This window comes from Pseudonocardia sp. Ae150A_Ps1, assembly GCF_001932315.1.
Classification (GTDB): domain Bacteria; phylum Actinomycetota; class Actinomycetes; order Mycobacteriales; family Pseudonocardiaceae; genus Pseudonocardia.
Genome location: NZ_MCIJ01000001.1, coordinates 3692112 through 3719110 on the forward strand (window position 1 = coordinate 3692112; position 26999 = coordinate 3719110).

18 protein-coding genes are annotated in these 26999 nt (G+C 74.2%); 7 read left to right on the forward strand and 11 right to left on the reverse strand.

Going from position 1 to position 26999, the window contains the following annotated elements:
- Positions 1–15: 15 nt before the first annotated feature.
- Positions 16–1092: a hypothetical protein gene (locus Ae150APs1_RS17295; RefSeq protein WP_075298954.1), complete on the reverse strand. Its 1077-nt coding sequence runs from the start codon at positions 1090–1092 to the stop codon at positions 16–18.
- 81 nt (positions 1093–1173) lie between these two features.
- Between Ae150APs1_RS17295 and Ae150APs1_RS17300 the strand changes: the two genes are divergently transcribed.
- Positions 1174–2058 carry a glycosyltransferase family 2 protein gene (locus tag Ae150APs1_RS17300; protein ID WP_212567221.1) on the forward strand — a complete coding sequence of 295 codons (885 nt, stop codon included), beginning with the start codon at positions 1174–1176 and terminating at the stop codon, positions 2056–2058.
- On the opposite strand, the gene Ae150APs1_RS17305 is transcribed toward Ae150APs1_RS17300, so the two are convergent.
- The 3 genes from Ae150APs1_RS17305 to Ae150APs1_RS32880 all read right to left on the reverse strand — a co-directional run bounded on the left by Ae150APs1_RS17305 (position 2040) and on the right by Ae150APs1_RS32880 (position 4567).
- Positions 2040–3614, reverse strand: a complete 1575-nt coding sequence (locus Ae150APs1_RS17305; RefSeq protein WP_075298956.1) for a hypothetical protein — start codon at positions 3612–3614, stop codon at positions 2040–2042. The two genes, Ae150APs1_RS17300 and Ae150APs1_RS17305, sit on opposite strands and share 19 nt — an antisense overlap.
- A gap of 70 nt (positions 3615–3684) precedes the next feature.
- Positions 3685–4041, reverse strand: coding sequence for a hypothetical protein (locus Ae150APs1_RS32875; RefSeq protein ID WP_212567222.1), 357 nt, complete (start codon positions 4039–4041; stop codon positions 3685–3687).
- Positions 4019–4567, reverse strand: a complete 549-nt coding sequence (locus tag Ae150APs1_RS32880; RefSeq protein ID WP_212567223.1) for a glycosyltransferase family A protein — start codon at positions 4565–4567, stop codon at positions 4019–4021. The genes Ae150APs1_RS32875 and Ae150APs1_RS32880 overlap by 23 nt, the downstream gene beginning before the upstream one ends.
- A 155-nt stretch (positions 4568–4722) precedes the next feature.
- Between Ae150APs1_RS32880 and Ae150APs1_RS17315 the strand changes: the two genes are divergently transcribed.
- A complete protein-coding gene (locus Ae150APs1_RS17315) occupies positions 4723–5121 on the forward strand; it encodes a VOC family protein (protein ID WP_075298958.1) in 399 nt (132 codons plus the stop codon).
- Here Ae150APs1_RS17315 and Ae150APs1_RS31300 read toward each other — a convergent pair.
- The 4 genes from Ae150APs1_RS31300 to Ae150APs1_RS17335 form a co-directional block, all read right to left on the reverse strand.
- Positions 5102–7051, reverse strand: a complete 1950-nt coding sequence (locus Ae150APs1_RS31300) for an arabinofuranosyltransferase (RefSeq protein ID WP_075298960.1) — start codon at positions 7049–7051, stop codon at positions 5102–5104. The genes Ae150APs1_RS17315 and Ae150APs1_RS31300 overlap by 20 nt on opposite strands.
- 5 nt (positions 7052–7056) lie before the next feature.
- Positions 7057–7836 (reverse strand): class I SAM-dependent methyltransferase, encoded by a 780-nt coding sequence (locus Ae150APs1_RS17325; protein ID WP_075298962.1) that lies wholly within the window; start codon positions 7834–7836, stop codon positions 7057–7059.
- Positions 7837–7888: 52 nt separating this feature from the next.
- Entirely contained in the window at positions 7889–10105 is a 2217-nt protein-coding gene (locus tag Ae150APs1_RS17330; protein WP_075298964.1) for a DUF6541 family protein, read from the reverse strand.
- Between the two features lie 146 nt (positions 10106–10251).
- Positions 10252–12336 carry a DUF6541 family protein gene (locus Ae150APs1_RS17335; protein ID WP_075298966.1) on the reverse strand — a complete coding sequence of 695 codons (2085 nt, stop codon included), beginning with the start codon at positions 12334–12336 and terminating at the stop codon, positions 10252–10254.
- A gap of 133 nt (positions 12337–12469) precedes the next feature.
- On the opposite strand from Ae150APs1_RS17335, the gene glf reads away from it, so the two are divergent.
- Positions 12470–13675, forward strand: coding sequence for a UDP-galactopyranose mutase (gene glf / locus Ae150APs1_RS17340; RefSeq protein WP_139316957.1), 1206 nt, complete (start codon positions 12470–12472; stop codon positions 13673–13675).
- 6 nt (positions 13676–13681) lie between these two features.
- Here the strand turns inward: glf and Ae150APs1_RS17345 are convergent, their stop codons facing one another.
- The gene (locus Ae150APs1_RS17345; protein WP_075298968.1) at positions 13682–14470 is read right to left on the reverse strand and encodes an IclR family transcriptional regulator; all 789 of its coding nucleotides are present in this window, start codon (positions 14468–14470) and stop codon (positions 13682–13684) included.
- 181 nt (positions 14471–14651) lie between these two features.
- Here Ae150APs1_RS17345 and Ae150APs1_RS17350 point away from each other — a divergent pair, with 181 nt between their 5' ends.
- The 4 genes from Ae150APs1_RS17350 to Ae150APs1_RS17365 all read left to right on the forward strand — a co-directional run bounded on the left by Ae150APs1_RS17350 (position 14652) and on the right by Ae150APs1_RS17365 (position 21819).
- Positions 14652–15764, forward strand: coding sequence for a mandelate racemase/muconate lactonizing enzyme family protein (locus Ae150APs1_RS17350; RefSeq protein ID WP_075298970.1), 1113 nt, complete (start codon positions 14652–14654; stop codon positions 15762–15764).
- A 181-nt stretch (positions 15765–15945) separates the two neighbouring features.
- On the forward strand, positions 15946–17955 hold the full coding sequence (locus Ae150APs1_RS17355; protein WP_075298972.1) for a glycosyltransferase: 2010 nt from the start codon (positions 15946–15948) through the stop codon (positions 17953–17955).
- Complete coding sequence (locus tag Ae150APs1_RS17360) at positions 17952–20948, forward strand: arabinosyltransferase domain-containing protein (RefSeq protein WP_075298974.1); 2997 nt, start codon at positions 17952–17954, stop codon at positions 20946–20948. The genes Ae150APs1_RS17355 and Ae150APs1_RS17360 overlap by 4 nt, the downstream gene beginning before the upstream one ends.
- 214 nt (positions 20949–21162) lie before the next feature.
- On the forward strand, positions 21163–21819 hold the full coding sequence (locus Ae150APs1_RS17365; protein WP_075298976.1) for a hypothetical protein: 657 nt from the start codon (positions 21163–21165) through the stop codon (positions 21817–21819).
- On the opposite strand, the gene Ae150APs1_RS17370 is transcribed toward Ae150APs1_RS17365, so the two are convergent.
- Together Ae150APs1_RS17370 and Ae150APs1_RS17375 are read right to left on the reverse strand one after the other, a co-directional pair.
- A complete protein-coding gene (locus Ae150APs1_RS17370) occupies positions 21779–23674 on the reverse strand; it encodes a glycosyltransferase (protein WP_075298978.1) in 1896 nt (631 codons plus the stop codon). The genes Ae150APs1_RS17365 and Ae150APs1_RS17370 overlap by 41 nt on opposite strands.
- 54 nt (positions 23675–23728) lie before the next feature.
- Complete coding sequence (locus Ae150APs1_RS17375; protein WP_083680189.1) at positions 23729–26950, reverse strand: arabinosyltransferase domain-containing protein; 3222 nt, start codon at positions 26948–26950, stop codon at positions 23729–23731.
- Positions 26951–26999 lie beyond the last annotated feature (49 nt).

Here is a 26999-nt window from a genome sequence, read left to right on the forward strand (position 1 = left end):
CGGCCCGGCGGGTGATCACGCGTCGAGCGGCTGCTCCGTCGCGATCGGGACCGGCAGTCCCTTCGGCAACGGCCGGGGGACCGCCGCGAGCGGGTTCTTCAGCCACAGCATGGGGCTGAACGAGACGAACCCGCCTGCCGTCATCGCATTCTGGCTGGCCTCGGAACGCTTCGTCAGGCCCAGGACCATCGCCGCCTTGTTGACGGGGGATGCGGCGTAGTACTGGAGGCCCGGGCCGATGCTCGGCGTGCGCCCCCAGCCCAGCGCGTCTCTGAGGACATCCGGTTCCAGGAGGTGATGAGCACCGAGCTCACGGCGGGCGAGTTCCGTCGCGGCAGCGTCCGCCTCGGCGGCGCCGGTGACCGGACGGGACCCGTCGGCCGGGTCGGAGACATGGAACTCCGGCCAGCGGTCGCGGAGCATCGCGAGCGCCTCGGCGCCCTGGTGGCCGAACGTCAACGGGTCACCCCAGACGGCGGCGGGAGTCCCGATCGCGGCGGCATACAGCACCGCGGTCGACAGCCGGTTCGACGAGACCCGGCTGGCGTGACCGATCAGGTGCATGATCCGCAGCAGGAAGTGGGGGTCGTCCCGGCGACCGGCGGTGACCAGGGTGTGTCCGGCCTCTGCCCACGCTGTCGTGATCTCGGGATCGGTCATGTCCTCGTGGTGCAGGCACACCGTCGAAGGACCGTCGACCTTGGCGACCTGCCGTGCAAGGTCGGCGTGTGCGCCCGTCACCCGGACCAGACGGGTGCCGTGGAACGGGATGAAGACCGGCCCGAGCTGCGTCGAGGACTCCCACCCGCCGCGGCGCAGCAGTCGCTCCAGATAGAGCAGTGGGGCGCCGATCGCGGTGGTCGTCCGGTCCTCGTCGGTAGGAGACCAGCCGCGGCAGTCGTGCGACCAGACCAGAAGGCGACGCTGGCGGGGGTCGGTCCCGACCTTCGGGAAGTCGGCGAAGTGTGCCGGCACCGGAGACGTCGCGGTCCAGCCGTGCTGCAGCAGGCCGGCGATGTGCCGGGGGCGGGGCAGGCCCGCGTACGCGGCGAGGACCGCCGAGTGGCCGTAGTAGTGGTTCTGGATGTCCAAGGCCGTGCTCCGGTCCGTCCTGCGTCGTATCGCTGAGGCCGGGCGATCCTAGCGATCAGGGCGATCGCTACCGTCGGGCGCGTGCCTGCCCCGACCGTCGACGTGATGCTCCCCTTCTACGGCGATCCGGAGCTGCTGCGCCGCGCGGTGCGCAGCGTCCAGGAGCAGAGCCGCGACGACTGGCGGCTCACCGTCGTCGACGACGGCTACCCCGACGACTCGATCGGGCCGTGGTTCGCCGGCCTCGGCGACGACCGGATCCGCTACCTCCGCAACCCGCAGCGGCTCGGTGCCCAGCCGAACAACCGGTACTGCATCGAGGCGGTCGAGCTGCCGTACTTCGTGATGATGGGTGCCGACGACCTGATGGCGCCCGACTACCTGGAGACCGTGCTCGCGCTGCACGACCGGTGGTCGCACGCGGCGGTCGTCCAGCCCGGGGTGGCGATCATGGACGAGCACGACGAGCCCGTCCGGCCGCTCGCCGACCGCGTGAAGGCGCTGCTCGCGCCGAAGGGCCACGGTCCGCGGCTGGTGACGGGGGAGGACCTCGTCGTCAGCCTGCTGCGCGGGAACTGGCTGTACAACCCGTCGCTGTGCTGGCGGACGTCGGCGCTGAAGGAGATCCCGCAGTCCGCCGACGTCTTTGACCTGGCCCTCCCGGTCGCGGTGATCGCGGACGGCGGGACGATGGTGATCGACGACCACGTCTGCTTCCGCTACCGGCGGCACCGCTCCAGCGACTCCGGATCGGGCGCGGCCGCGGGGAACCGGTTCGCGGAGGAGCGGCGCTACTTCCGGGCCGAGAGCGACCGGATGACGGCGCGGGGCTGGCCCCGGGCTGCGCGGGCTGCCCGGGCCCACGTCTCGTCGCGGCTCAACGCCGCTGTCCAGCTACCTCAGGCATTCGCCCGGCGGGACGCAGCGGCGGTCCGGGCGCTGGGGAATCACCTGCTGACGTTCTGACCGGACAGCCGGTCGAGCCACCGGTCGTAGGTCTGATCGAACCGCGCGTCGGTATCCGCGTCGGCCTCTACGAGCCTGCGTTGTACCGCGCTACGGACCTGTTGGGCGACGTCACGGTCGGCATACACCTGCTCGAAGTAGGTGGGGCGCACGCGTACGACGGCCACGAGTTCGCGATCGCCCACGGCGCGGGGCAGGTCCGTAGCCCATGAGGTGGCGGGGAGTTCCGGGCCGGGGCCCGTGGCCACGATCACCGACGGTGCGTCTGCCAGCAGGACCTCGGTCGCACTCGCTCCGTGTCCGATCCGCTCGTCGTTCAGGCCGATGTAGTCGGTCGCGCGCCAGCCGGAGAAGTAGGGGATCGCACCGGCATCCGTCATCGCCACCGACCGGCGGGCCTCGGGGAGGCCGGCGTCGGCCAGGCCCTGGCCGATCGCGATGTGAGCCCGGCGAAGATCTTCGCCGTAGTTGACCATCGTGGGTCCGTCTCGGTGCAGGGACCCCGCAGTGCAGGTCCAGGCGACGGTGATGAGTGCCACGAAGACCGCGAGGCGGCGCCGTGCGATGCCGTCCAGCGTCCAGGCGGCACCCAGACAGAGCAGCGGGAGCCCGTGCCAGGCGAACCGCGACAGGTAGTCCATCGCCGGGGCCGTCAGAGCCGGTATGAGGTAGAGGGCAGCGCAGCTCGCGACGAGCAGGGCCGCCGGACCGGCGGTGGGCCGCCGTGTCAGTCCGGACACGGTGAGCAGGAGGAGCGGCAGCAGGAGGACGACTGTCGTCGTGGCCCAGCGCAGGTCCGTCGCCGCCTCGACCCCGACCTTGACGTAGAAGGTGTTCGGCAGGGGATGACCGAAGTACGTCCATCGCCACGCCGTGTAGGCCCCGCCGACGACCGCTCCTCCGACGAGCCAGATCCAGGTGCGGCGCTCGGCCCGCCGAAGGAATGCCCACACGAGCAGCGGGGGCGCGACGGCGAGGATTCCGTCCGGCCGCAGCATCCCGGCCACGAGCAGCAGAGCGGGCAGCTCCCACGACCGGATGTAGGCCGTCCGGTCGCGGAGCAGCCGGCAGACGAGGACGACCGACCGGAGGACCACCAATGCGAACGGCGCCGTCTCGAGACCGGCGTCCACGTGCACCCAGGTGGGCAGGAACAGCACGAACGCCCCGGCGGCGGCCGCCGCGCCGGTACGAGTCCTCGGCTCCGAGACGAGGATCCAGACGATCGCCCCTGCACACGCCGCAGCGGTGAGCTTGGAGACGACCGGCAGAGACGCCCCGGCCCACACCCACGGAACGTGCCAGAGCATCCAGAGGAAGTTGGTGTACCCCTCGACCGGGTTCTCACCGGGGTTCCAGGTCGGCCCGTGTCCGAGGGCGAGGTTCGCGGAGTAGCGGTAGGTGATGTAGGCGTCGTCCACGGTCACCGACCAGCAGGCCCACAATCCGACCGCCAGGGTGACGAGCGCAGCGGTCAGGAGGAGCAGGCGGGACCGTGGTGACGGTGAGGTCGCGTCGCGATCACGCTCGGCGCCCCGGCGGGATCTGCGCAGCATGCGCGCAGTCTCCCGGAACCCGGAGCACCTCGGGAGCGGACGCGGGCGGTGTCACATGCGGCTCGGAATGTCAGCCGACGAGGTGTCTGCCCAGGGCGCGGAGATCCGAGCGCCTGCGGTGGCGGAGCGCGACGGGTACGAGAGTCGCTGCGTTCAACCGTGACGTCAGGTGCCGGCGGGCGGCCCGTGCCGCCCGAGGCCACCCGCGGGCGTCCATCTCCCGCGCCATGGTGACGAAGAAGGCGCGTTCCTCGTCGAATCTGGTCCCGTTCATCGCCTTGATCGCCGAATCGCTGCCCGTGTGCCGGCGGTACTGGAAACAGGCCCGGTCGTCGAGCACCATCGACCAGCCCCGGCCGAGGACGTCCATGATCATCGCCAGGTCCTGCACGACGTGCAGGTCGTCACGGAAGCCGTAGTCGGGCACAGCCTCCCGGCGCCAGCAGAGCGAGGGGAAGTAGGTCCAGTTCGCACGGAGGAGGCTCGGTGGCGAGTTCCTCGCCACCGAGGACGGTGCGGCCACGGTGGCGTGGTCGGTAGAACGTCTTGATCCGATCCGCCAGCGGCTGCACGTCGCGCCCTGACCCGTCGATGACGGTGACGCCCGGCTGGACCACTCCCGCGTCCGGTGCGGCCTCGGTCGCCGAGGTCACGACGTCGACGTAGTCCGGCGACATGACGTCGTCCGCGCCCATGACGGTGAACCACTCGTTGCCGACGTGCGACAGGCAGCGTTGGTAGCTGGCATTCGCCCCGAGGTTCACCTCGTTCCGCAGGCAGCGGATCCGGGAGTCACCGATCTCGGTGATCCACCGGCAGGCTTCGAGGTCGGGGTAGTGGTCGTCGAGTACGAGCAGCGTCCACCGTGGGTTCTTCTGGGCACGGACGCTGTCCACAGCGAGCCGGAGCAGGCGCGCGTCGCCGTAGAAGGGCAGCAGGATGTCGAGCGTCATCGGTCAATCTCCTCGCCACTTCGCGATTCCCTGTCCCGAGCAACGAGGTGCGCTATGAGCAGATTGCGGCAGAATGACAAGAATCTGGGTTTCACCTGTTCGAGTCGATCCGGCCCGCACCGATGAGTCCCGGTGCGCAGCGCGGTCGTACCGGCATGAGCACCGACACCCAGGCACCCACCACCGTCACGAACATCGGCGTCGCCATGTTCACCGTCGCCGACCAGGACGCCGCGCTGGCGTTCTACACGCAGAAGCTCGGCTGGGAGGTCCGCGGCGACTCCCGGTTCGGCGAGAACGACGAGTACCGCTGGCTCGAGGTCGCCCCGCCCGGCTCGACCGCGCGGCTCGCGCTGAACCCGCCGATGTACGGCGAGCCGGGCGGCAGCGCCATCGGCGTCGAGACCGCGGACCTGGCCGCCGAGCACGCCCGGCTGTCGGCGGTCGGCGTCGCCGACATGGAGCCGATGCCCACCGACGACACCCCGGGCGCCCCGAAGCTGTTCATGCTCCGCGACCCGGACGGCAACGTCGTCACCGTGGTGCAGGTGTAGCGGTCCGCACCAGCACCGCGTACGGCCCGACGTCCCGCCGCTGCCAGGCGGGGTGCTCGAACAGCTGCGGGCCGAACGTCGCGGGCGGGGCGCCGGAGCTCGGGTCGGGGAACCGGTCCTCGGTCGTCGGCAGCTGCAGCAATCCGTCCGCGGTCCGGGAGAACACGAACACCGACGGGGCGCGGGCCGGGCCGCGGTCCAGCGCGGCCAGCAGCTCCACCGGGCCGGCGGCGGCCGACCAGCGGCGGAGCTCGTCGGTGCGTTCCGGGTAGTTCCCCAGCGGGTTCGCGTACTGGGCGCCGGACGCCTGGAACGAGAAGTACGGGTGGTAGGTCAGCAACGCGGGGTTCGCGCTCGCGACGACGACCTCCCGCTCCGGAAGCCCGGTCAGCCCGGAGATCGTGCCGCGGAGCTCGCCGAGCCAGGCGTTCGGCTCGTCCGGGTTCCGGGAGCCGTCGGGCTTCGTGCCGTCGGGCCGGTAGTCCTGGGCGGAGCCCGCCCACTCGTACGTCTCCGGGACGGTCTGGACCTGCGCGACGACGGCGACCGCGGCGAGCACGGTGACCACGGCGGTGCCCGCCCGGCGGGCGGACGCGTCGCGGCCCCACCGGCGGAGCAGCCCGAGGAGGTCGGCGGCCGCCCACACCGCCCCGGACGCCAGCGCGGCCGTCATGATCGGCTCGATCCGGAACGCCAGGAGCGTCGTCCCCGCGGCCAGCGCCAGCGTCGACAGGAGGTACCAGAGGTACCCGCAGGCCGCCGTCGCCCCGAGGGCGCGGGCGACCGGGGAGCGGCCGGCCGCGGCGACGATCCACACCGTCCCGGCCAGGCACAGCCCGCCCAGCGCGGTCGGTTCGAGCATCGGCACCGGCCAGCGCGACCCGGCCTCGGCGAGGAAGTGCTGACCCGCGCTGTAGGTCGGTTCCCCGGCCGCGGCGACGAGGTAGGGCAGCCAGTGCAGCAGTGTCAGGGGCAGCGCCGCGAGGAGCACGACGCCGACCGTCCCCAGCAGCGGCAGCGGGCGCGCGGTGCGGGTCACCAGGCCGGCGACCGCGAGCACGGTCAGCACGAGCCCGGCGAACACCAGGATCTGGGTGTGCGTGACGGCCGCGACCCCGAGCACCAGCCCGACCAGCACCGCCGTCCGGACCCACGGCCCGCCGTCGCGGCGGCGCACCAGCCGCAGGCCCAGGACTGCGAGCGGCGGGACGAGCGCACCGGTCAACCACGAGTACGGCGTGTACGCGGCCAGCGTCGCGAGCCCGGCCAGCGTCGTCGCGACGGCGGCGCCCAGCGCGCGGCGCCGCGTCGTCACCAGCGCCCACAGCGCGAACGCCAGGACCGCCGTCACGGCCAGCGTCGCGATCGAGAACGCCTTGTGGAACTGCCACGCCTCCACGCCGAGCAGCGCGGCGGCGCGGCCGCCCACCCAGAACCACGCCGCCGGGTAGTACGGCGGCAGGTCGGCGTAGGCGAAGTCGGCGAGCCGGGCGGAGTTGGCGAACCGGGTCAGGAACTGCACCCGGAACTGCTGGTCGCCGGACACCCCGAACAGGTAGTGCGGGGTGTTCGCGAGGAACAGCGCCAGCGGCACCGACGGGAGCGCCGCGAGGCCCGCCCAGGTCAGCGGCGCGGCGAGCAGCGGGCGGGCGGTCCGGGCCGCCAGGACTAGGACGAGCGCGACCACCGCGCCGCCGGACGCGGTCAGCGCCAGCCCGACGTTCGACGACGCCGGGATCGACAGCCCGTCCACCGCGGCGAGCACGACCACGGTCACGGCGACCGCGACCACCGGCCCGACGACCAGGTCCGCGAGCGCCGCCGGACGGCGGGTGGAGCGCGGTCGCCCGGAGCCGGCCGGCCCCCGGTGCACGGTGGCCGGCCACGGTCGCGAGCCGTCCACCGCAGCCGGGCCGCCGCCGTCGTACACGGGGCTCAGGCCGGCTTCTTCACGGCGACGACGAGGAACGCCTTCGAGATCGCCCACAGCGCCGGGAACCGGCGCAGCGCCGACACCCCCGCCGAGTACAGCGCCGAGCCACCGCCCTCGGCGAGGCTGACGTCGCCGGGCACGGTGAACCGGGCGTCGAGCTCGGGGCGCCGGGCCAGCAGCCTCCGCATCCGCAGGTATCCGGGCGCGTAGCTGGCGTCGGTGTAGTCCTGGCCGCGGCCGGACAGGCGCAGGTACCGGTTCGCGAGCGGCAGCGGCAGCCAGGCCAGGAACGGCAGCGAGTAGTGCGCCTCGATCGGCCACCAGCGGTTCGGCACCAGGATGTAGGCGACCCCGCCGGGGCGCAGGCAGGACGCGATCCGCTCCAGCGCGTCCGGCTGGTCGTCGAGGTGCTCCAGCACGTTGTCGAGGACGGCGACGTCGAACGCGCCGGTGTCCTCGCCGTGCCCGAACTCGCCGATGCCCTGCACGCGGAAGGTGAAGTTGTCGGCGCCGCCCTCCTCGGCCAGCGTCGTCGCCTCGGCGGCCAGCGCGGCGTTCGGCTCGATCCCGACCACCTCGCGGCACATCCCGGCCAGCTCGAGCGCGGTGTAGCCGTAGCCGCAACCCAGGTCGGCTACGCGGCACTCGGCGAACGGCCGGTCCAGGACCGGTCCGGTGGTGATCGCGATCTGCCGGGCGAAGCCGGTGGCGAGCCGCCGCCGTTCGACCATGCGCAGCGAGCGCTCGTACTCGGGGAGGTCGGTGTGCTCGCTCGGGTCCACGGCGGGGAACTCTTCCGTTCGTACGGTCGGGGGGCGACTCACCGTACGAGAGTCACCGCTGCGGGACGGGCACGGGGACGGGCGGCTCCGCCGGGACCATCGCCTGCGGCGCGGGCTCGTCCGGGGCCGCCGGGTCGCAGGCGGTCAGCCGCCACAGCTCCTGCCCGCCGCCCTCGGCGACGAGCTCGAACCCGGGGACCGGTGCGATGTCGTGCAGCCCCGGGTACCAGCGCGCGCCGCCGTGCGAGGGCCAGAACGTGATCGGGCCGCTGATCACCCAGCCGACACGGGTCGCGGCGGCGGCCTCGCACACCGCGGGATCGGTGGCGGCGTCGCGCAGGCGGGTCGCGACGAGGCTCTGCCCCGGGGTCCAGTTCCCGATCAGGTGCGGGAACAGCACCTCGCGGCCCGCGATCGGGTAGAGCAGCGAGTTGCCGGTGAACGGGTCCGCGGCGACCACGTCGTCCGGCGGGACCAGCGCGGCGACCTCGGCGAAGAACTCCCGCTGGCCCGGTTCGACCAGGACGTCCGACGAGTCCTGGTAGGTGCCCGCGAGGACGAGCGCGTGGACCCCGACCCGCAGGCCGCCGTACCCGGCGACGAGCGCCAGGGTGCAGGCGAGGACCAGCGCGGCGGGCGCCCCCCGGCGTCGCACGACGGGGGCGACCGGGCCGGGGGCGCGCAGCAGCACCCGGCGCAGCAGCCCGGCGACGGTGACGACACCGATCACGGCGAGCGGGACACCGGTCACCGGCACCATCGCGGCCAGCCGGTACGAGTCGTTGTACCAGGCACCGGTCAACCCGGCCGTGAGGTCGCCCTCCTGGGAGGCGGCCAGCACGTAGAGGAACCCGGACGCGGCGTGCGCCGGTACCAGCCACGACGTCGCGACCCGGCGGAACGACACGACCGCCCCGACGAGGACGAGCGCCGCGACCGGCCAGAGCGGCGGCCGGGTGTTGGTCGAGAGCAGCAGGACCTGGGCGATCGCCTCGGGCGTGCTGGTGAACGCGGGCCAGTCGAAGTTGCGGACCCCGGCGAGCAGCGGGGACGCCACCATCAGCCACCCGACGACGGCCACCCCGCCGACGGTCACCAGCAGCCCGGCCACCGGCTGCCAGAACCGCCGCGTCAGGAGGCGGTGCCGGGCCAGCCGGACCAGCCCCCACAGGATCGGGAACACCCCGAGCACGGCCAGGCTGAACACCGCGTTCGGGTGGGAGAGCGCCAGCGCGGGCAGGGCCGCGACCCCGAGCGCGACGGCGCCCGCGCGGGGGAGCGCAGGCTCCCGCACGGTCCCGGCCAGTACCGCGACCGCGGCCAGGGCGGCGGGCAGCAGCGCGACGCCGAGGAGGTTGGGCCACAGCACCCCGAAGGACATCAGCGCCCACGGGAAGCCGGTGAACGCCGTCGCGAGCACTGGTGCGGCGAACGCGGCACCGGCCGAGCGGCCGAGGACCTGCCGGGTCAGCAGCAGCGCGGACAGCGGGAAGACCAGCGCGGCGACCGACCAGGACGCCACGTTGGTGGCCACCGGCACCTCGGCCCCGGCCGTCATCGCGGCCAGCGAGACCAGGTCGTGCCACGCGCCCGGGTAGAACGCCGTCGGCGAGCCCGGGCTGGTGAGGGTGCCGAGGGTGAGCGACGACGCGTCGTGCGTCGCGAGGATGTGGGCGACGGCGCTGTAGTGGAAGACGGCGTCGTAGGTCGACGACAGCTGGTCCACCGGCCCGAAGCCGAGCACCACCGCCAGCCAGGCCAGCGCGGCCGCGAGCAGCGTCCCGGCCGTGGCGAGGAGCCCCGCGCGCCGGCCGTCGGCCCCCTCCCGCTGGGCGGAGGTGCGCCAGGTCTGCGGCAGCGCCGTCGTCAGGGGTTCGGGGCCCTGGGCGAACATCCCGCGGGGGGTGCGCAGCCGGACGAACGTGGTGCGCAGCCGTCTGCCCGGCTCCCAGCCGCGCAGCGCGGAGCGCCATCCCCGGTGCAGCGGGCTGCCGGCCGGACGGCGGGCGACGAACGCGCGCAGGAGCCCGGCCGGGACCGCGACCAGCACGGCCGCGACCGACGGCACCCACGGACTCCACGGCGCACCCAGCGCGGTCCCGGCGACCGCGGACGTCGCGATCAGGGCCACCGACACCAGCGGGGCCGCGCCCCAGGCCGTGATCCCGCGGAGCCCGCCGACGCGGGTGACCAGCAGTCCCGGTACGACCACCCAGAACGCCGCGGCGAGCGCCACGGGTACCGCGGACAGCCAGGTGGGTGTGCCCATCGGGCGGGCGCTCCTCTCCCGGGAGCGAGCGCCCCGGATCCGTCGTCGGTCACCGCGCGGCCAGCCGGCGCCGGACGGTGGGCGCGCCGGAGATTACCGCTCGGACACCACCGGGCGCGGGACGCCTCTCCGGCGCCGGGGAGTGATCAGGATCCGACGATCCGCCCCGCGTCGCACGCCGTGATCCGCCAGAGCGCGTTGTCGCCGTCCTCGGCGAGGAGCTCGAAGCCGTCGGCGTCGGCGAGGTCGTCGAGCCCCGGCCAGTTCTCCGCGAGCGGGTCCGGCTGCCAGAACGTGGGCGGCGCGGTGACGACGTACCCGACGCCGGTCTCGGCGACGGCCGCGCACACCGAGGGGTCGTTCGCGGCGTCCCGCAGCCGCTCCGCGATCAGCTGCTGGTCCGGTGACCACACCCCGGTCAGGTGCGGGAACAGCACCTTCCGGTCGGTCAGCGGCCACAGCATCGCGGTACCGGCCCACGGGTTCTGCGCGACGACGGCGTCGGCGGGCAGCAGCTCACCGGCGTAGCGCAGGAACTGGGCCTGCTCCGGGCCGACCAGCACCTGCTCCGGGGTCTGGTAGATGCCGGCGAGCTGGTCGATGTGCGAGCGCTGGTACAGCCCGCCCGAGGTCGCGACGACGGCCAGGACCCCGACCGCCACCAGCACCGCGGCCCGCGGCCGCGGCCACGACTCGACGGCGGGCGCGGCCCGGGTGAGCGCGTCGCGCACGAGGCAGGCCACCCGGCGGACCAGCGAGCACAGCGCGACCAGGCCGAGCGCGGCGAGCGGTGCGGCCGTCACCGGGACGAGTGCGGCGATCCGGGGCGCGTCATTGTACCAGACCCCGGTCCAGATCGAGGACCACGAGCTGGCCCCGACGACGTAGAGGGCGCAGACGAGCACGTGCGCGGGCACCAGCCACGACGTCCGCGCGCGGCGCGGCGCGACCACGGCGCCGGCGAGCGTCAGCACCGCGATCGACCACGCGGGGTCGTTGCCGTTCGGGCTGTGCAGCACCGCGTTGCCGATCGCCCCGGCGACGGTGACCTGCGGCTCCCAGTAGTAGCCGCGGATGCCGTCGAGCACCGGCGAGACGAACATGAACCAGGCCAGCACCCCGCCGACGCCCGCGACGGCCGGCACCGCCGCCAGCGCGCGCACGGTCTGCCACCGGCCGGCGCGGAGGCCCCGGCGGATCGCGCCGGTCACCCCCCACAGCACCGGCGGCGCGGCGACGACGACGGCGCCGAACAGCGCGTTCGGGTGCGCGAGGCCCAGCGCGAGCACGCCGACGACGACCGGGAACCAGCGCGCCACCCGCCCCGGCGGGTACGGGCCGGGCCGGGCCGGGCTGACCGGGTCGGGCCCGAGACCGGGCCGCGCGGCCAGCGCGACGGCGGCGAGCGCGGCCGGCACCAGTGCCACCCCGAGCAGGTTGGGCCACAGCGCGCCGTAGGTGACCAGGGTCCACGGGAACGCGATGAAGCCCAGCGCCAGCACCGGCGCCGCGAGCGCGGCACCGGCCGAGCGACCGGTCAGCGTCCGCACCAGCATCAGCACCGACAGGGGCCAGACCAGCAGGGTCGTCACCAGCGCGACGACGTTGGAGGCGACGACGATCTCGCCGGGTCCGGGGGTCAGCGGTGCCACCAGCGAGACGACGCCGTGCCACGCCGACGGGTAGAAGCCGGGCGAGTTCACCAGGCCGCCGACGGTCAGCGAGGACGCGTCGGCGGTGTTGAGGATCCGGGCGACGGCGTTGTAGTGGAAGTTCGCGTCGAACGTCTGGGACAGCGCGTCCGGCCGGTCCATCCCGCGGATCGCGGCCCGGAAGCCGAGCGCCCAGGCGATGAGCATCCCGCCGAGTGCGGCCAGGCCGGTCCAGCGGCGGTCCGGCCCGCCCTGCCGCAGCGAGGCCCACGCCTGCGCGGTGCGGGCCCGGGCGAGCGCGGGCCCCGGCACCAGCGGACGCCCGAGTACCAGCCGCCGGGCGCCGACGACCACCAGCGCGAACACGCACGCCGCGGCGACCGGCACGGCACCGCTCCACGGGACGCCCACCATGCTCCCGGCGACCGCGGAGCCGGCGATCAGGCCGACCGACAGCAGTGGGGCCGCGCCCCACACGGCGATGCCGCGCAACCCCGCGGCGACGCCCACCAACAGGCCCGGCAGCGTCAGCCAGGCGGCGGCGAGCACCACGAGGGGGACGGCGGACAGCCAGCTCACGACAGGTCCGCCTCCTTTACCGAACGGGATGACACGAGCAGGGGCGCCTGATTCGTCCGCTTCCGCGGCCCGTCTGCGAGGATACCGAAGCCGCCCGGTGCCCCCGATCACGCCTGTCCTACCCTCGGGTGCCGTGAGCCTCGACGGGTACGACCTCGCCAGCTACGACCTGATCGTCGTCGGGTCCGGGTTCTTCGGGCTGACCGTGGCGGAGCGGGTGGCCGACGGCCTCGGCAAGCGCGTCCTGGTCCTGGAGCGCCGCGACCACATCGGCGGCAACGCCTACTCCGAGCCCGAGCCGGAGACCGGCATCGAGATCCACCGGTACGGCGCGCACCTGTTCCACACCTCGAACGAGCGGGTGTGGGAGTACGTGAACCGCTTCACCGCGTTCACGAACTACCAGCACCGGGTCTTCGCCCGGGTCGGCGAGCAGGTCTACGCGTTCCCGATGAACCTCGCGCTGATCAACCAGTTCTTCGGGAAGGCGCACACGCCCGACGAGGCGCGCACGCTGATCGCCGACCAGTCGTCCGAGGTGGACACGAAGCAGGCGGCGAACCTGGAGGAGAAGGCGATCTCGCTGGTCGGGCGCCCGCTCTACGAGGCGTTCGTCAAGGGCTACACCGCCAAGCAGTGGCAGACCGACCCGACCGAGCTGGACGCGTCGATCATCACCCGGCTCCCGGTGCGCTACACCTACGACAACCGGTACTTCAACGACACCCACGAGGGTCTGCCGGTCGACGGCTACACCGCCTGGCTGGAGCGGATGGCCGACCACGAGAACATCGACGTCGTGCTGGACATCGACTTCTTCGAGGTCCGCGACGCGCTGCCGGCAGGAACCCCGGTCCTCTACACCGGGCCGCTGGACCGCTACTTCGACCACGCCGAGGGCGAGCTCGGCTGGCGCACCCTGGACTTCGAGATGTCGGTCGAGCCGACCGGCGACTTCCAGGGCACCTCGGTGATCAACTACAACGACGCCGACGTCCCCTTCACCCGGATCCTCGAGTTCCGGCACATGCACCCCGAGCGGGACTACCCGAAGGACCGGACGGTGATCGTGCGCGAGTACTCGCGCTTCGCCGAGTCCGGGGACGAGCCGTACTACCCGATCAACACGCCGGACGACCGCGCCAAGCTGGAGCGCTACCGCGAGCTCGCCCGCAAGGAGACCGCGAACCGGAACGTGCTGTTCGGTGGCCGGCTGGGCACCTACAAGTACCTCGACATGCACATGGCCATCGGGTCGGCGCTGACCATGTTCGAGAACCGGCTGGTCCCGCACTTCACCGAGGGGCGCCCGCTCTCGGGCACCGAGTCGGAGGACTGATCCGGCTCAGGGCCGTTCCGGGTTCCAGCCCAGCTCGGTGGACACCGCGCGGGCGGCGGCCGCCGTCGTCCGGCCCAGCTCGTCGAGCCGCTCGCCGATCCGCGCGGTCGGCCCGACGATGTTGAGCGCCGCGACGATCCGGCCGCGGAAGTCCCGCACGGGGGCCGCGACGCCGGAGAGGTCCGGTTCGAGCTCGTCGCGGGCCTCGGCCCAGCCCCGCTCGGCGGCCTCCCGGATCGCCCGCCACAGCTGGGGCACCGTCCGGACCCGGCAGCCGGGGTAGTCCGGTGCCAGGTCCTCGACGGTGCCGAACCGTACGTAGAGCTCGTCGGGCGTGGCGTCGGTGAGCAGCGCACGGCCCGCCGAGGTGCAGACGAGCGGCGACCTGCGCCCCTCCCAGCCGGACGTGCGGAACGAGTGCCCGGACACCGTCCGCAGGGTGAGCAGCGCGTCGTCGCGCAGCACGCACAGGTGCGCCGTCTCCTCGGTCTCGACCGCCAGGCGGCGCAGTGCGGGCTCCGTGACCCCGGTCAGCCGCCCGTCGGCGCCGCGCGCGGCCAGCGAGAACAGCCGCCAGCCGAGCCGGTAGACGAGGCTGTCGTCGTCGCGCTCGACGAGCCCGGCCTCGGCCAGTGCGCGCAGCGCCCGGGACACCTGGCTCTTCTCCCGGCCGGTCAGCCGCGCGACCTGCGCGACACCGAGGCCGTCGGCACGGTGCGCCTCGTCCGACGCGAGGGCTTCCAGGAGTGCCACGTCCCGGCTCAGCCCGTAGCTGTTGCGAGGCGCATCGGTCACCCTCCGACCGTACTGGGACGGTGGTCGTCGTTGGCGTGAACGCAACGTGGATTGCGATCCACGGCCCGCGCTGGTCGCTCAGCGGATACTTTCCTACAGTCGTCGGATATCCGGCTCGGAATGCGGAAGCCCCCGATCGCGCTCCGGGCCGGCACCAGTCGGCGCGAACCCCCCGGACGACATGAAGATCACCGACATCACGCTCGACCGGGTGCGGCTGCCGCTGGACCCGCCGCTGCGCGTCGCCTGGGACCCCCGGCCGCGTACAGCGTTCGACGCCACCATCGTCCGTGTGTACACCGACGACGGGCTCGTCGGCATCGGCTCGGGCGACACGATGGACGGCTTCGACGCCTTCCGCGACGTCTTCGTCGGCGAGGACGCCCTCGCGATCGCCCGGCACGTCCGCGCCCTGGAGACCTGCGCCGTGCACGGCGGCCACTACTGGCCGCTCGAGGCGGCGCTGTGGGACCTGGCAGGTAAGGCAGCCGGCCTGCCCGTCGCCACGTTGTTCGGCGGGACCTACGACCGGGTGCCCGCGTACGCGTCGTTCTGCGTGCCGCGTGCCTCCTCCGATCGGGTCGAGATCGCCGCGCAGGTGGCGGAGGAGGGCTTCCGCGCGGCGAAGATCAGGATCGACCGGAACCGGATCGACGAGGGCGTGGCGACCGTCGCCGCGGTCCGGGGCGCGCTCGGCGACGAGTTCACGATCATGGTCGATCTCAACCAGTCCTGGCGGACGGCGGGTGACGTCGTACCGGCCACCGACCTGGCAGCCACCCGTCGGCTGGCGCGCCGGCTCGCGGACCTCGACGTCTTCTGGGTCGAGGAGCCGCTGCCGTACCCCGACACCGACGGGTTCCGGACGCTGCGCGCCGACAACCCGGGGCTGCGGATCGCGGCCGGGGAGATGCAGCACTCGGTCCCGGAGATCCTGCGCTGGATCGACGAGGACGTGCTCGACGTCTACCAGATGGACGTCGTCCTCTCGGTCGGCATGAGCCGCGCCCGGACGCTCGCCGAGCTGGCGATGCTGCGGCACCGCTCCTTCACCCCGCACAGCTGGACCAACGGCATCGGGGTGCTGGCGAACCTGCACGTCGCGACCGGCGTCGGCGGCGGGCCGTGGTTCGAGGTCCCCTACGACCCGCCGGACTGGACGCCGGCGCGGCGGGACTTCCCGCTGGCGACGCCCGTCACCGTCGGCCCGGACGGGTGCCTCGCCGTCCCGGACGCGCCGGGGCTCGGCGTCGAGCTCGACGAGGACGCGATCGCGCGGTGGCGGATCGGCTGAGTTCCGGCACGGCGAACCGGACGTTCCACTCCGCTTGCACGGCGCGCCCGCCCGCCTGCCGCCGCCGCCCCGAGCCGCGGCTACGCTCGGGTACCTCCTCCCGGGCCCGGGCGGTGCGGCGGCGCAGCCGTCCAGGCGCGGGCACGACCGGAACCCGCCGACCCCCGAGGCCGTTTCTGCGATGACCACCGCCCCCACGGACCAGCGAGGCCACCAGGTGCCCGACACCCCCGACCCGACCAGCGGCGAGACGCTCCTGCAGCGGGTGATCCTTCCCCGCCCCGCCGACCCGTTCGCGGTGCGCGCCCTCTACCTCGACGAGCGCCCCGGGACGACCCTCGCGCCGGTCGACCCGCTGCCGGACGAGACGAGCCGTCCGCTGTCGCTGACCGTCTCCACGACGGCGGGCCGTCGCACCCGCGTGCAGGACCGGACCAGCGCGACCGTGCCCCCGGCGACCGAGGTGTCGTTCGGTGCCTACTTCAACGCCTTCGCCGCCGGCTACTGGCGCGCGTGGTCGACGCTGACCGCGATCGAGCTGCGGCTGGAGCTGGAGGGCTCGGGCCGCGTCGACGTGTACCGCACCAAGGCCGACGGGTCGCAGATCTTCGTCGGCGGCGAGGTCGTGCAGGGCCGCCGCCGGGTGACGATGGAGCTGGACCTGCGCCCGTTCGAGGACGGCGGCTGGTACTGGTTCGACCTCTCCACCGACGAGGGCGACCTCACGCTGCACGGCGGGGGCTGGCACGCGCCGCACGACGCGCCCGGCCGGGCCGCCGTCGTCGTCGGGATGCCGACGTTCAACCGGCCCGCCGACTGCGTCGCCACCCTGACCGCGCTCGGCTCGGACCCGCAGGTCCTCGACACGATCACCGCGATCGTCCTGCCGGACCAGGGCACGCGGAAGGTCCGCGACGAGGCCGGGTACGAGCAGGCCGCTGCCGTGCTCGGGGACCGGCTGCGGATCATCGACCAGCCCAACCTCGGCGGCTCCGGCGGCTACGCCCGGATCATGTACGAGGTGCTCCACGGGACCGGCCCGCACGCGGGCGGCATCGACTGCGAGCAGATCCTCTACATGGACGACGACATCCTGCTGGAGCCCGACTCGGTGCTCCGCGCGGTCGCGTTCAGCCGGTTCGCGCGCGAGCCCATGCTGGTCGGCGGGCAGATGCTGTCGCTGCAGGCCCGCTCGCAGCTCTCCACGATGGGCGAGGTCGTCGACCGTAACCAGTTCCTCTGGCGGCCCGCCCCCAGGACCGAGGCGCACCACGACCTCGCCGCGCGCACGCTGCGGCAGACGCCGTGGCTGCACCGCCGCGTCGACGTCGACTACAACGCCTGGTGGATGTGCCTGATCCCGCGCCGCGTCGCGGAGGACCTCGGGCTGCCGCTGCCGCTGTTCATCAAGTGGGACGACGCCGAGTACGGCCTCCGCGCCCGCACCGCCGGCTACCGCACCGCGACCGTCCCCGGCATCGCGATCTGGCACATGTCCTTCATCGAGAAGGACGACTCGTCGGACTGGCAGGCGTACTTCCACTACCGGAACCGCCTGGTCGCCGCGGCGCTGCGGGGCCCGGACGACCCGCGGGCGATGCTGAAGGAGACGTTCAAGCGGACCCTGCGGCACCTGATGCTCATGGAGTACTCGGCGGTCGCGCTGCAGATCAAGGCGTTCACCGACTTCCTCGCCGGGCCCGAGGCGCTGTTCCCGAAGCTGCCGGTGGTGCTCGACGAGATCCGCGCGGTCCGCGCCGAGTACGACGACGGCCGCCCGCTGGACTCCGCCACCGACGTCCCGCTCGCGGAGCTGGACGCGCTCGGTGCCCAGCTGTTCCCGGAGCCGCCGGTCGGGAAGGCCAAGGTCGCGCTCGGGCTGGCCCGCGGCGTCCTGCGGAACCTGAGGTCCCCGGCGCCGGGGCGGAAGGAGCGCCCGCAGCGCAACGTCCCGTGGGCGAACGCGCAGTGGTTCGTCCTCTCGGGGCTCGACTCCGCGACGGTGTCCACACCGGACGGTCGCGGGGTCACCTTCCGGCGTCGTGACCCGCAGATGTTCAAGCGGATGGTCGCCGAGTCGTTCCGGCTGCACCGTGCGGTGGCCGCGGACTGGGAGACGCTGCGCGGCCGCTACCGGGCGGCCGAGCCCACTCTCACCGGCAAGGACGGCTGGAAGCAGATCTTCGAGTGAGCCCGGCGGCGTCCACCCGCCGGCCACTGCTCCTGCTGCTGCTCGGCGGGCTGACCTGCCTGCTCGGGATCGGGGCCGCGCTGGCCCCGGTCGACGCCGACGACCCGGTCGTCAGCTGGCCGCGCGCCGGCGAGGCACCGGCGTCGACGGTGCTGCCGCTGTCGCCGTACCGGCCGCTGGAGTTCACCGCGTCGATCCCGTGCGCGGCCGCCGCGTCGCTCCCGGAGGGCGACGTGCTGCGCACGATGCCCGCGGCCGCCGACGACCCGGTCGCGGCCCCCGGGCTGGTGGCGGGCGTCGCCGGCGGGACGCTCACGATCCGCTCCGGCCCGACCGAGCTGTGGGCCGGGCCCGTCGCCGGCGGCTGCACCCTCGTCGTCACCGCGGGAGCGGACGGGACCGTCGTGACCCGGGACGGGGCGACCGTCGCCGAGCACCCGGAGCTCGCGCCGCCGCAGGTCGCCGAGCTGTCCACCGCCGTCGCGGGACCGGCCGCCGACGGGCTCGGGGTGCAGCTGCACACCGACGCCCGCTACGAGTCGTCGCCGTCCCCGCTCAAGGTCGCGCTGCTGGTCGCGCACCTGCTCGCGCTGGCCGCGACGCTCGCGGTCGCCGTCCGCACCTGGACCGGGACCCGGCGGATCCTCGCCGTGCGGCCCCGGCCCGGGATCGCCGACGCCGTCGTCCTCGTCGTGACGCTGGCCTGGGCCGTGCTCGGCCCGGTCAACATCGACGACTCCTGGTACGCGCTGATGGCCCGCCAGGGCGCGGAGACCGGGACCATCGGCAACGCGATCTACCAGTTCAACGTCACCGAGGCCCCGTTCGCGACGAGCCAGTACCTCCTGCAGCTGTGGGGCGGGATCGCCGGCTGGGGCCTGCTCCCGATGCGGGTCGTGCCGGTCGTGCTCGGTCTGGGGACGTGGGTGCTGCTCCGGCTGACGCTGGTCGCGCTCGCCGACCGGGCCGGCACCCGCCCGGTCGTCGTGGCGGCGCTCGCCGTCGCCCACCTGGCCTGGTTCCTGCCCTACGGCATCAGCCTGCGGCCGGAGCCCGCGGGCACGCTCGCCGCCGCCGGGGTCCTGTTCCTCGTCGCGGCCGCGCTGCGGACCGGCGCGGTCGGGCTGCTCGCCCCGGCCACCGCCGTCGCCGTCCTCGGGGTGACGACGGCGCCCGCTGCGGTCGTCGCGGCCGTCCCCCTGCTGGTCGCGCTGCCCCTGGTGTGGTGGCACCTCGTGCACTCCGGGTGGGTCACCCGGTGCGCGACGGTCGCGGTCGCGTTCGCCGCCGCGAGCGTCGTCGTCCCGCTGGGGCTGGCGGACCAGACCCTCGCCGACGTCCGCGAGTCCGTCGCCGTGCACCGCTGGTACTACTTCCAGTACTCGTGGTGGCAGGAACTCGTGCACTACGCCAACCTCCTGGGCCCGGACGACCAGGGCACGTGGGGCCGCCGGCTGCCCGTCCTGCTGACCGTCGGGGTGCTGCTGCTCGGCACGGTCCGCCTGGCGACCCGGCGCGGCACCGGCGGGCCGCTGGGCCGGGCGCTCGGGTTCGCCCTCGCGGCCACGGCGCTCGCACTCGTCGCGATCGGCCTGAGCCCCACCAAGTGGGTCAACCACTTCGGTGCCGTCGCCGCCCCCGCCACCCTGCTGCTCGCGATCGCGCTGGCCCGTGGCCCGCTGCCGCGCCGGGCGCCCGCCCGGCTCGTCGCCGTCGGGACGGCGGTGCTCGGGCTCGCGGCGGCGGTGATCTACGCCGGGCCGAACCTGTGGCGACCGCTCGGGGACTGGGGCCAGCCGTTCGGCAACCACTCCGTGGTCGACGCCCCGATCCACCAGCAGGTCCTTGCCCCGCACCTCGGGCCGGTCTACCTGCGCAACCCGGTGCTGTGGCTGCTCGTGGCCGTGGTCGCGCTGTGGTGGGCACACCGCAGGCGGCGCGCCGGACGCGCGTCCGGGACCGGGCCGGACGGTGCGGTCCTGCGGACCGCCACCGCGGGCGGCGTCGCGCTCATGCTCCTCGTGTTCGCGCTCGCCCCGGTCCAGCAGGCGCCCGGACCGTCGGTCGCGTCGATGAACCTGGCGTCCCTCGCGGGACGGCCGTGCGGGTTCGCCGACGCCGTCACCGTCACGGTGCCCGACGGCGGACCGCTCGGACCGGCCGCCGGCCCGCCGCAGCTCACCGGCGCCCTGCGCGACGGCCCGCCGCCCGACCGGCCCGCACTCGACGGCCCCGTCTGGCACACCGACGACGCCGGCACCGGCACCCTGGAGACCGGCTGGTTCCCGGTCCCGCAGGACCGGTCACGGCTGCTCGTGCCCGCCACCGGCGACCTCCGATCCGACCAGACCGTGCAGGTCGTGGCCGGCTCCGGCCCGGTCGGTGCGCCCGACGCGACCCACGAGATCACGGCGTCGCTGCCCGGGGAGAAGGTCGCGGACTGGACCGACCTGGAGATCGACCTCGCCGCGGCCGGGGACCTCCCCGGACCGGTCACCCAGGTCCGGCTGGTCGTGACCGACGCCACCGACGGCGCCGACAGCTGGCTCGGGATCGGTGCGCCGGTGCCGGCCCGGGACCGGCCGGCGTCCGACGTCGTCCGCGGGGACCCGGTCTATGCCGACCAGGTCACGGCGCTGCTGTGGCCGTGCGAGGACCAGATCGTCGTGCGGCACGGCATCGCGGAGACCCCGCAGTGGCGGCTCCGCACCGGCGACGACCTCGAGGGCGCCACCGAGGACAACGCGTTCTTCACCGGCAACGGCGGCGCGCTCGCCGGGATCGGGCGGACGGCGACCTTCGACGAGCTGCCCTCGCGGCTCGACCCGCCGCCCGGGCGCGCGATGTTCGCGTGGGGCCACGTCGAGCGGGTCGGGTACGACCACCCGACCGGTGGCTACGACGTGGCCGTCGGGACCGAGCGCCGATGGGGCTGGGAGCGCCTGCCGACCCTGGCGGACAAGGACTACACGGGCCGGGACTTCCTGGGCTGACCCCGCCCCGCCCCCTTCCCCGTCCCTTCCCCGGGCGGACTCTCCCGGAGACGCTCACCGGTTCAGCCGGCGCTCGCGCGATCGGATGAGCGCCGACGTAACCGGTGAGCGTCCCGGGGCGTGGCTCGGTACGTCGACGTGACGAGGCGGGGGTCCGGGTGGAGTGGGGGTGGGGCCGGATGGGCCGCGGTGCCGGTTCCGGTGGGCTGGGTCCGTGCTCACCACGAAGACCTGGCGCCGGCTGACCGTCTGGCTGCACGTGCTCACCTCGGTCGGCTGGATGGCGCTCGCCGCGTCGCTCGCCGCGCTGCAGGTGCTCGGCGTCGACCCTGCGGTCCGCGGGCCCGCACTGCTCGCCGCCCACCATCTCGACGCCGTGCTGCTCGCCCCGCTCGCCGTCGGCTCCGCACTGACCGGGATGGTGCTCGCGGCGGCGACGCCCTTCGGGTTCTTCCACCACCGCTGGGTCGCGGTGAAGTTCGCGATCACGGTGGCCCAGCTCCACCTGGGGATCGTCGTGCTGTCCGCGCGGCTCGACGCGGCGCACGCCGACCCGGCGGGCACCTCGCCCGCGGGCCTGCTGCCGCTGACCCTGCTGATGGTCGCGGCGATCGCGTTCCAGGCCTGGCTGTCGATCGACAAGCCCTGGGGCCGGACGCGCTGGTCCACCGGACGGCCGCGACCGGTCACCGGGCCGCGCTGGATGTTCGCGTCGGCGTGCGCGGCCGTCGTCGTCGATCTGGGTCTGGGGTTCGGCCTGGGCCACCCGGCGCCCGTGGCGTCGGTCGTGGTTTTGGTCGTCGTGCTGGTGGGCCGGCCCCGGCCGGGGATCAGTCCTCGTAGAGCCGGGTCCACGTCTCCCGTGCCGTGAGCCGCGGCTCGGCGGCCTTCCAGGCCCGTGCCGCGTCCGGACCCTCGGTGTACAGCCGGCGGACGGTGTGCACGGCCCGGGTGGCGAGCTCGCGCAGGCGCTCCCGGTCGCGGGTCCGGATCCGCACGCCGGTCTCGGCCATGTCGGTCACGATCGCCCGCTCGAACAGCGCCACGTGCCACCAGTGCGCCTCACCGGCCGGCACCATCCCGGACCGGAACGGCACCCGGCCGGTCGCCTGCAGCACCACACGCTTGAGCCAGGTCCGCACCATCTTCGACGGCTTGTGCCCGGCGAGGTGCACGACGGACTCCCGAGGGTCGAGGCCCGCGTCGGCGATCGGCACGGCGGCCGTCTCGGGGTAGGCGGCCCGGATCCGGCGGATCCGCGCGGCCGCGGCGGCGGAGCCGTCGTCGAGGACGGCGGGACCCTCCAGGAAGTCCTCGACCGCGGTCAGCAGCGTCGCGGCGAGCCCGTACTGCATCGCGACGAGGTACTGGGCGAGCAGCTCGACGACCGTCGACGTCACCGTGCGCCGGTCGAAGCCGGTCCGCAGCGCCGCGGTGATCAGGCCGTTGCGCTGGTTGAAGTAGCGGTGCCACTCGTCCCAGTCCTTCCAGCCGAAGTCGGCGTGCCACACGCCGGCGCCGGGCAGGGAGACGGTGGCGAAGCCGTGCTCGCGGGCGCGGTAGCCGAACTCGACGTCGTCCCACTGGAAGAACAGCGGCAGCGGGTAGCCGATGGCGCGCACGATCGGCGCCGGGATCAGGCAGGACCACCAGCCGTTGTACTCGGTGTCGACGCGGCGGTCCTGCACGATCGGCAGCTGCCGCTCGTCGCGCCCGAGCAGGAAGCCCTCCTCGAGGGCACCGGGCACCAGGCGGCCGACGCGGAGCTTCTCCGGCTCGGCGTACTCGGCGGTGATGTGCACGTGCCCCGGGTGCAGCAGGTTCAGCATCTGTCCGCCGACGATCGCCGGGTTCGTGGTGCAGGCCGCGAACCCGGTCAGCCGGACGACGATCTCCGGGTCGAGCAGCACGTCGTCGTCCATCAGGAGGACGTCGTGGTCGTCCGCCGGGTCCCCGGCGGTCGCCTCATACAGGCCGCGGGTGAACCCGCCGGCGCCGCCGAGGTTCGGCTGGCGCTGGTAGACGAGCGTCGCACCGAACGCGTCCGCGACGGCGGCGAACCGGTCCCGGGACTCCAGCGGGTCGCTGCCCTGGTCGACCACCCGCACGAGCTCGACGCGGGCCAGCGCCGTCGGGTCGTCGAGCAGCGCCTGCAGGGTGTTCAGGCAGTCCTCGACGCGGTTGTACGTGCAGATCGTGAGCGAGGTCGGTCGCGGCGGGCGGGGCACGGCCACCGTCCATTCGACGCCGGACACCGCGAGCTCACCGGTGTCGGTGCCGATCTCCAGCCAGAGGCCGCCGCCGTCGAGGAACCGGTCGACCGACCCGGTCAGCTCGACCGCGGTGTCGCCGTCGACGTCGGCCACCTCGACCGCGCGGGCGACCTTGTTGGTGTCCGACGCCATCAGCCAGACCCGGCCGCGGCCGCTCGCCCGCAGTGTCACCCGCACCTCGGGGACGGCCGTCCAGCGCTGCCAGTAGGTGGCGTGCAGCCGCCCCCAGTAGGTGTTCGTGCTGACCAGCGTCGCCGGCGCCAGCTCGATCCGGGCGCGCTCCCGCCGGGCCGCGCCCCGCAGGACCTCCGCGTAGAGGTCCTCCGGGACCAGGGCCGTGGGCCCGGTGAAGTGCCCGCGCTGGACGACGAGCCTGCCGGGCCGCGGCTCGCCGGCCGGGGGTGTGGCCGGTGCGGGATCGCCGTCGCGGGTGGGACGGGCCGTGTCCAGCATGTCTCGCGGTCGCCTCTCGCCGGGATCGGGTCTTCGGTGAAGTCTGCCGCGCCGTCAGCGGGGCAGCGGCGCCGGGTCTCCCGGCGCGTCCCCGATCCGGGCCACCTGCTCCCAGCCCCACATGGTGCGGGTGCCCCGTTCGGTGAGTGCCTGGGTCGCCTGCGGGGAGTACGGCTCGTAGACCCGGAACTGGCCCCAGTCGAAGTCCCACTGGCCCGGCAGGTAGGTCGGCAGCACCCGTTCGGCACCCAGCAGCGCCGTCCAGCCCCGGGGGCCGCCGCCGGATGCCGCGCCCCACTCGTCGCCGACGGACCGCTGCTGGGTGTCGGCCAGCAGGCGGTAGGCCGGCACGTCGGCGATCCCGGCGTTCACGTCGAAGCGCCGCAGGCACGGGTGGACGAACGCGGTCGGCCAGTCCAGGTAACCGGGCCTGCCCCCCACGACGTCGGTCAGCGGGGTCAGCTGCGGCACCCGCGGCTGGGCGACGGCGATCCAGGAGTTGGGTCCCAGCCCGTCGTCGGTCGCGACGACGCGCACCCGGTCGGCCTGCGCGGCGTCCCGGCCGGCCAGGTCGAGCCGGACGTCACGCCAGCTGCGGCCGCCCGCGGCGGTGCCCGCGGTGTCGGCGACCGAGGTGACCGTGCCGGTCGAGCCGCTCGGCGAGATCTCGTCGACGATCCGGTCGCCGGAGGCGAACTCCAGGGTCAGCGAGTTGCCGCCACCGACGGTCCCGGCGATGCCGAGGACGAGCGGGGCGCCGCCGTCGCGTGCCGCCTCGGGGAGCGTGTACCAGCCGGACCGGTACTCGCCGGTGTTGTCCGGGTCCGGCGACCAGCTGCCGACGACCGGCCCGCCCTGCGGGCCGGCACCGGTGACGGCCGGCTGCGTCGAGCCCGTGCCGTCGCTGTCGCGCAGCGACCCGGGGCCGGTCGGCGGCAGGCCGTCGCGGGTGAAGCCCTGCTCGACGGGGGGCTCCGCCCCGGCCGGGGCGGGCGCCGGGGCCAGCACGTTGGCGGCCGGGTCGGTCTCCACCTGCAGCCGGCCGGCCAGACCGCACTCCGACCCGGTCGGGTCGGAGACGATGTCGGCGCCCAGCGAGTAGGAGCCCACCTGCTTCTCCAGGCCCTTGGCCAGCGACGCGACCTGGAACAGGACCATCAGCGCGCAGATCAGCGCGACCGGTGCGGACCCCAGCCGGACGGCCTGGGCCTGGCCCATCCGCCGCCGTCGCCGTCCGGGGATCGCGACCGGGCGCGGGATCCCGGGGCCGCGCAGGTGCTCGATCACCCCGACGACGAGCGAGATCCCGGCCAGCCCGAGCAGCAGCGTCGTCGCCGAGAACCCGGCCACCGACGGCGGCTTGTCGAACCACGGCACGCCCCAGTTCGAGACGTACCACCAGGTGTTCGGGCCGGTGAAGGCCAGCGCGGTCACCGCGAGCACCGCCGCGAGGAACAGCGCCTGGTTGCGCCGGGACCGCAGTACGCCGGTGCTGGTCGCGAGGGCGGCCAGTGCCGCGACGCCGGCGCCGAGTGCGGCGAATGCACCGAAGTGGTGCGTCCACTTGGTCGGGGTCAGCGCCAGCACGGCGAACGACAGCACGGTGCTGCCCAGCAGGCGCCGCGAGAAGCCGAGCGCGGCGCCGGGGATCCGGCCGCGACGCAGCAGCACCGCACCGGCGACCGCGGTGCACAGCCACAGCAGCAGCACCGGGAAGCGTCGCTGCAGGGAACCGTCGCGGGACTCGGTGAACAGCAGCTGGTAGCGGGACAGCTCCTCGTACCAGGACAGGTTCGGGCCCAGGTCGGTGCGCACCCGGGTCGCCTCGGCGACCGTCGCCCACGTCTGGTCCCCGAAGATCGCGACCAGGACGATCAGCCCGGCGGCGAGCAGCGGGGCGAGCGTCGGCACCCAGCCCGCCTTCCGGGCGCGCTCGCTGAACAACGCCAGCAACGGCCGGGCGGCCGCCAGGAACGGGGCCAGGGCGATCAGGCCGGTCGGCGTCGCCGCGACGGCGACCGCGGCCGCCACCAGAGCTCCCGCGACCGGCAGCAGGCGGCGCACGACCAGCGCCCGCTCGAGCATCACGAACGACACCAGCGCCGCGATCACGACGACGCTCTCCGGCCGCAGTCCGTTGTCGAACGGCAGCCAGAAGCAGAGGAACACCGCGTCCGCCGCCCAACCGGCCGAGCGGCTCCGGCGGACCCGGGTCCCGAGCCGCGGCAGCAGCGCCCGGCTGATCAGGAACCAGGACGCGATGCCCATCGCCAGCGCGGGGATCCGCAGCCACAGCACGGCCTCGGAGACCCCGCTCCACAGCGAGTACAGCTGGTAGAACCAGCCGAACGGCGCCTCGGGCGAGTTGAACCAGCGGTAGTAGTTGCCGACGTAGCCCGCAGCGTCGTTGCCCCGGGAGATCGCCAGGATGTAGCCGTCGTCCGAGGTCATCGAGCCGATCACGGCCCACACCGCGAGGACGGCGACGACGAGGGTGTCGCGGATGCCGTCCCGCCCGCGGAGCCCGACGGCGAGCCGGTGGGTGTGCATGATCCGGCGGCCGTCGCGCTCGTCGAGCCGGCGCAGGTAGTAGAGGCAGCCGAACAGCGTGACGATGGCGATCGCCCCGGCGACGATCTTGAGGACGGAGGCGTCGCTGTCGTAGCGGTTGTCGGCGTCGAACGACACCGACGTGCCGGCGACGGGGTCGAGGCCGCCGTCGAGGGCGGAGTAGACGCCGGTGACCTGGGGACGGGCGTCGCCGTCGAAGTCGAGCAGGGTGGTGCCGCCGAGCGTGGCGGTGGTCGCCGCGTCGGTCGAGTCGACCTGGAGGGCGCAGCCGGGGCCGGCCGGCGGGATCGCCTCGGTCGCGACGCGCTGGCCGCGGTTGTCCAGTGTGAGGACACCGTTGTCGACGGCGGCCCGGAGTCCGACGGCCTGCGCGGACGGGGACTGCTCCGGTGCGGTGCTCACCACGGTCGCCGGGCCGGGGGTGCGGTCGTCGAGGCTGCGGATCGCGTCGCAGCCGATGGTGATCCGCAGGGTCTCCGGGCGGTAGGCGACCAGCGGCGCGTTCAGCGGCGCCGTGCCGGTCTCCGCCGTCGGCCAGGTAACGGTGGCCGTGTTCTGGACGACGGGGAGGAAGGGGATCGCCAGCGCCAGCACCGCCGAGACCAGCCCGAGCACGGCAGCGAGGACCTGATCTCTGGATCGGGATCCGCGGTCGCCGGACCGGGTCCCGGCCTGATGGGCAGGCTCCGTGTCGGCGGTCAGCACGCGTCCGAGGCTAGACGTGCGCCGGGGATCGTCCGTGACGCCCCCGGCA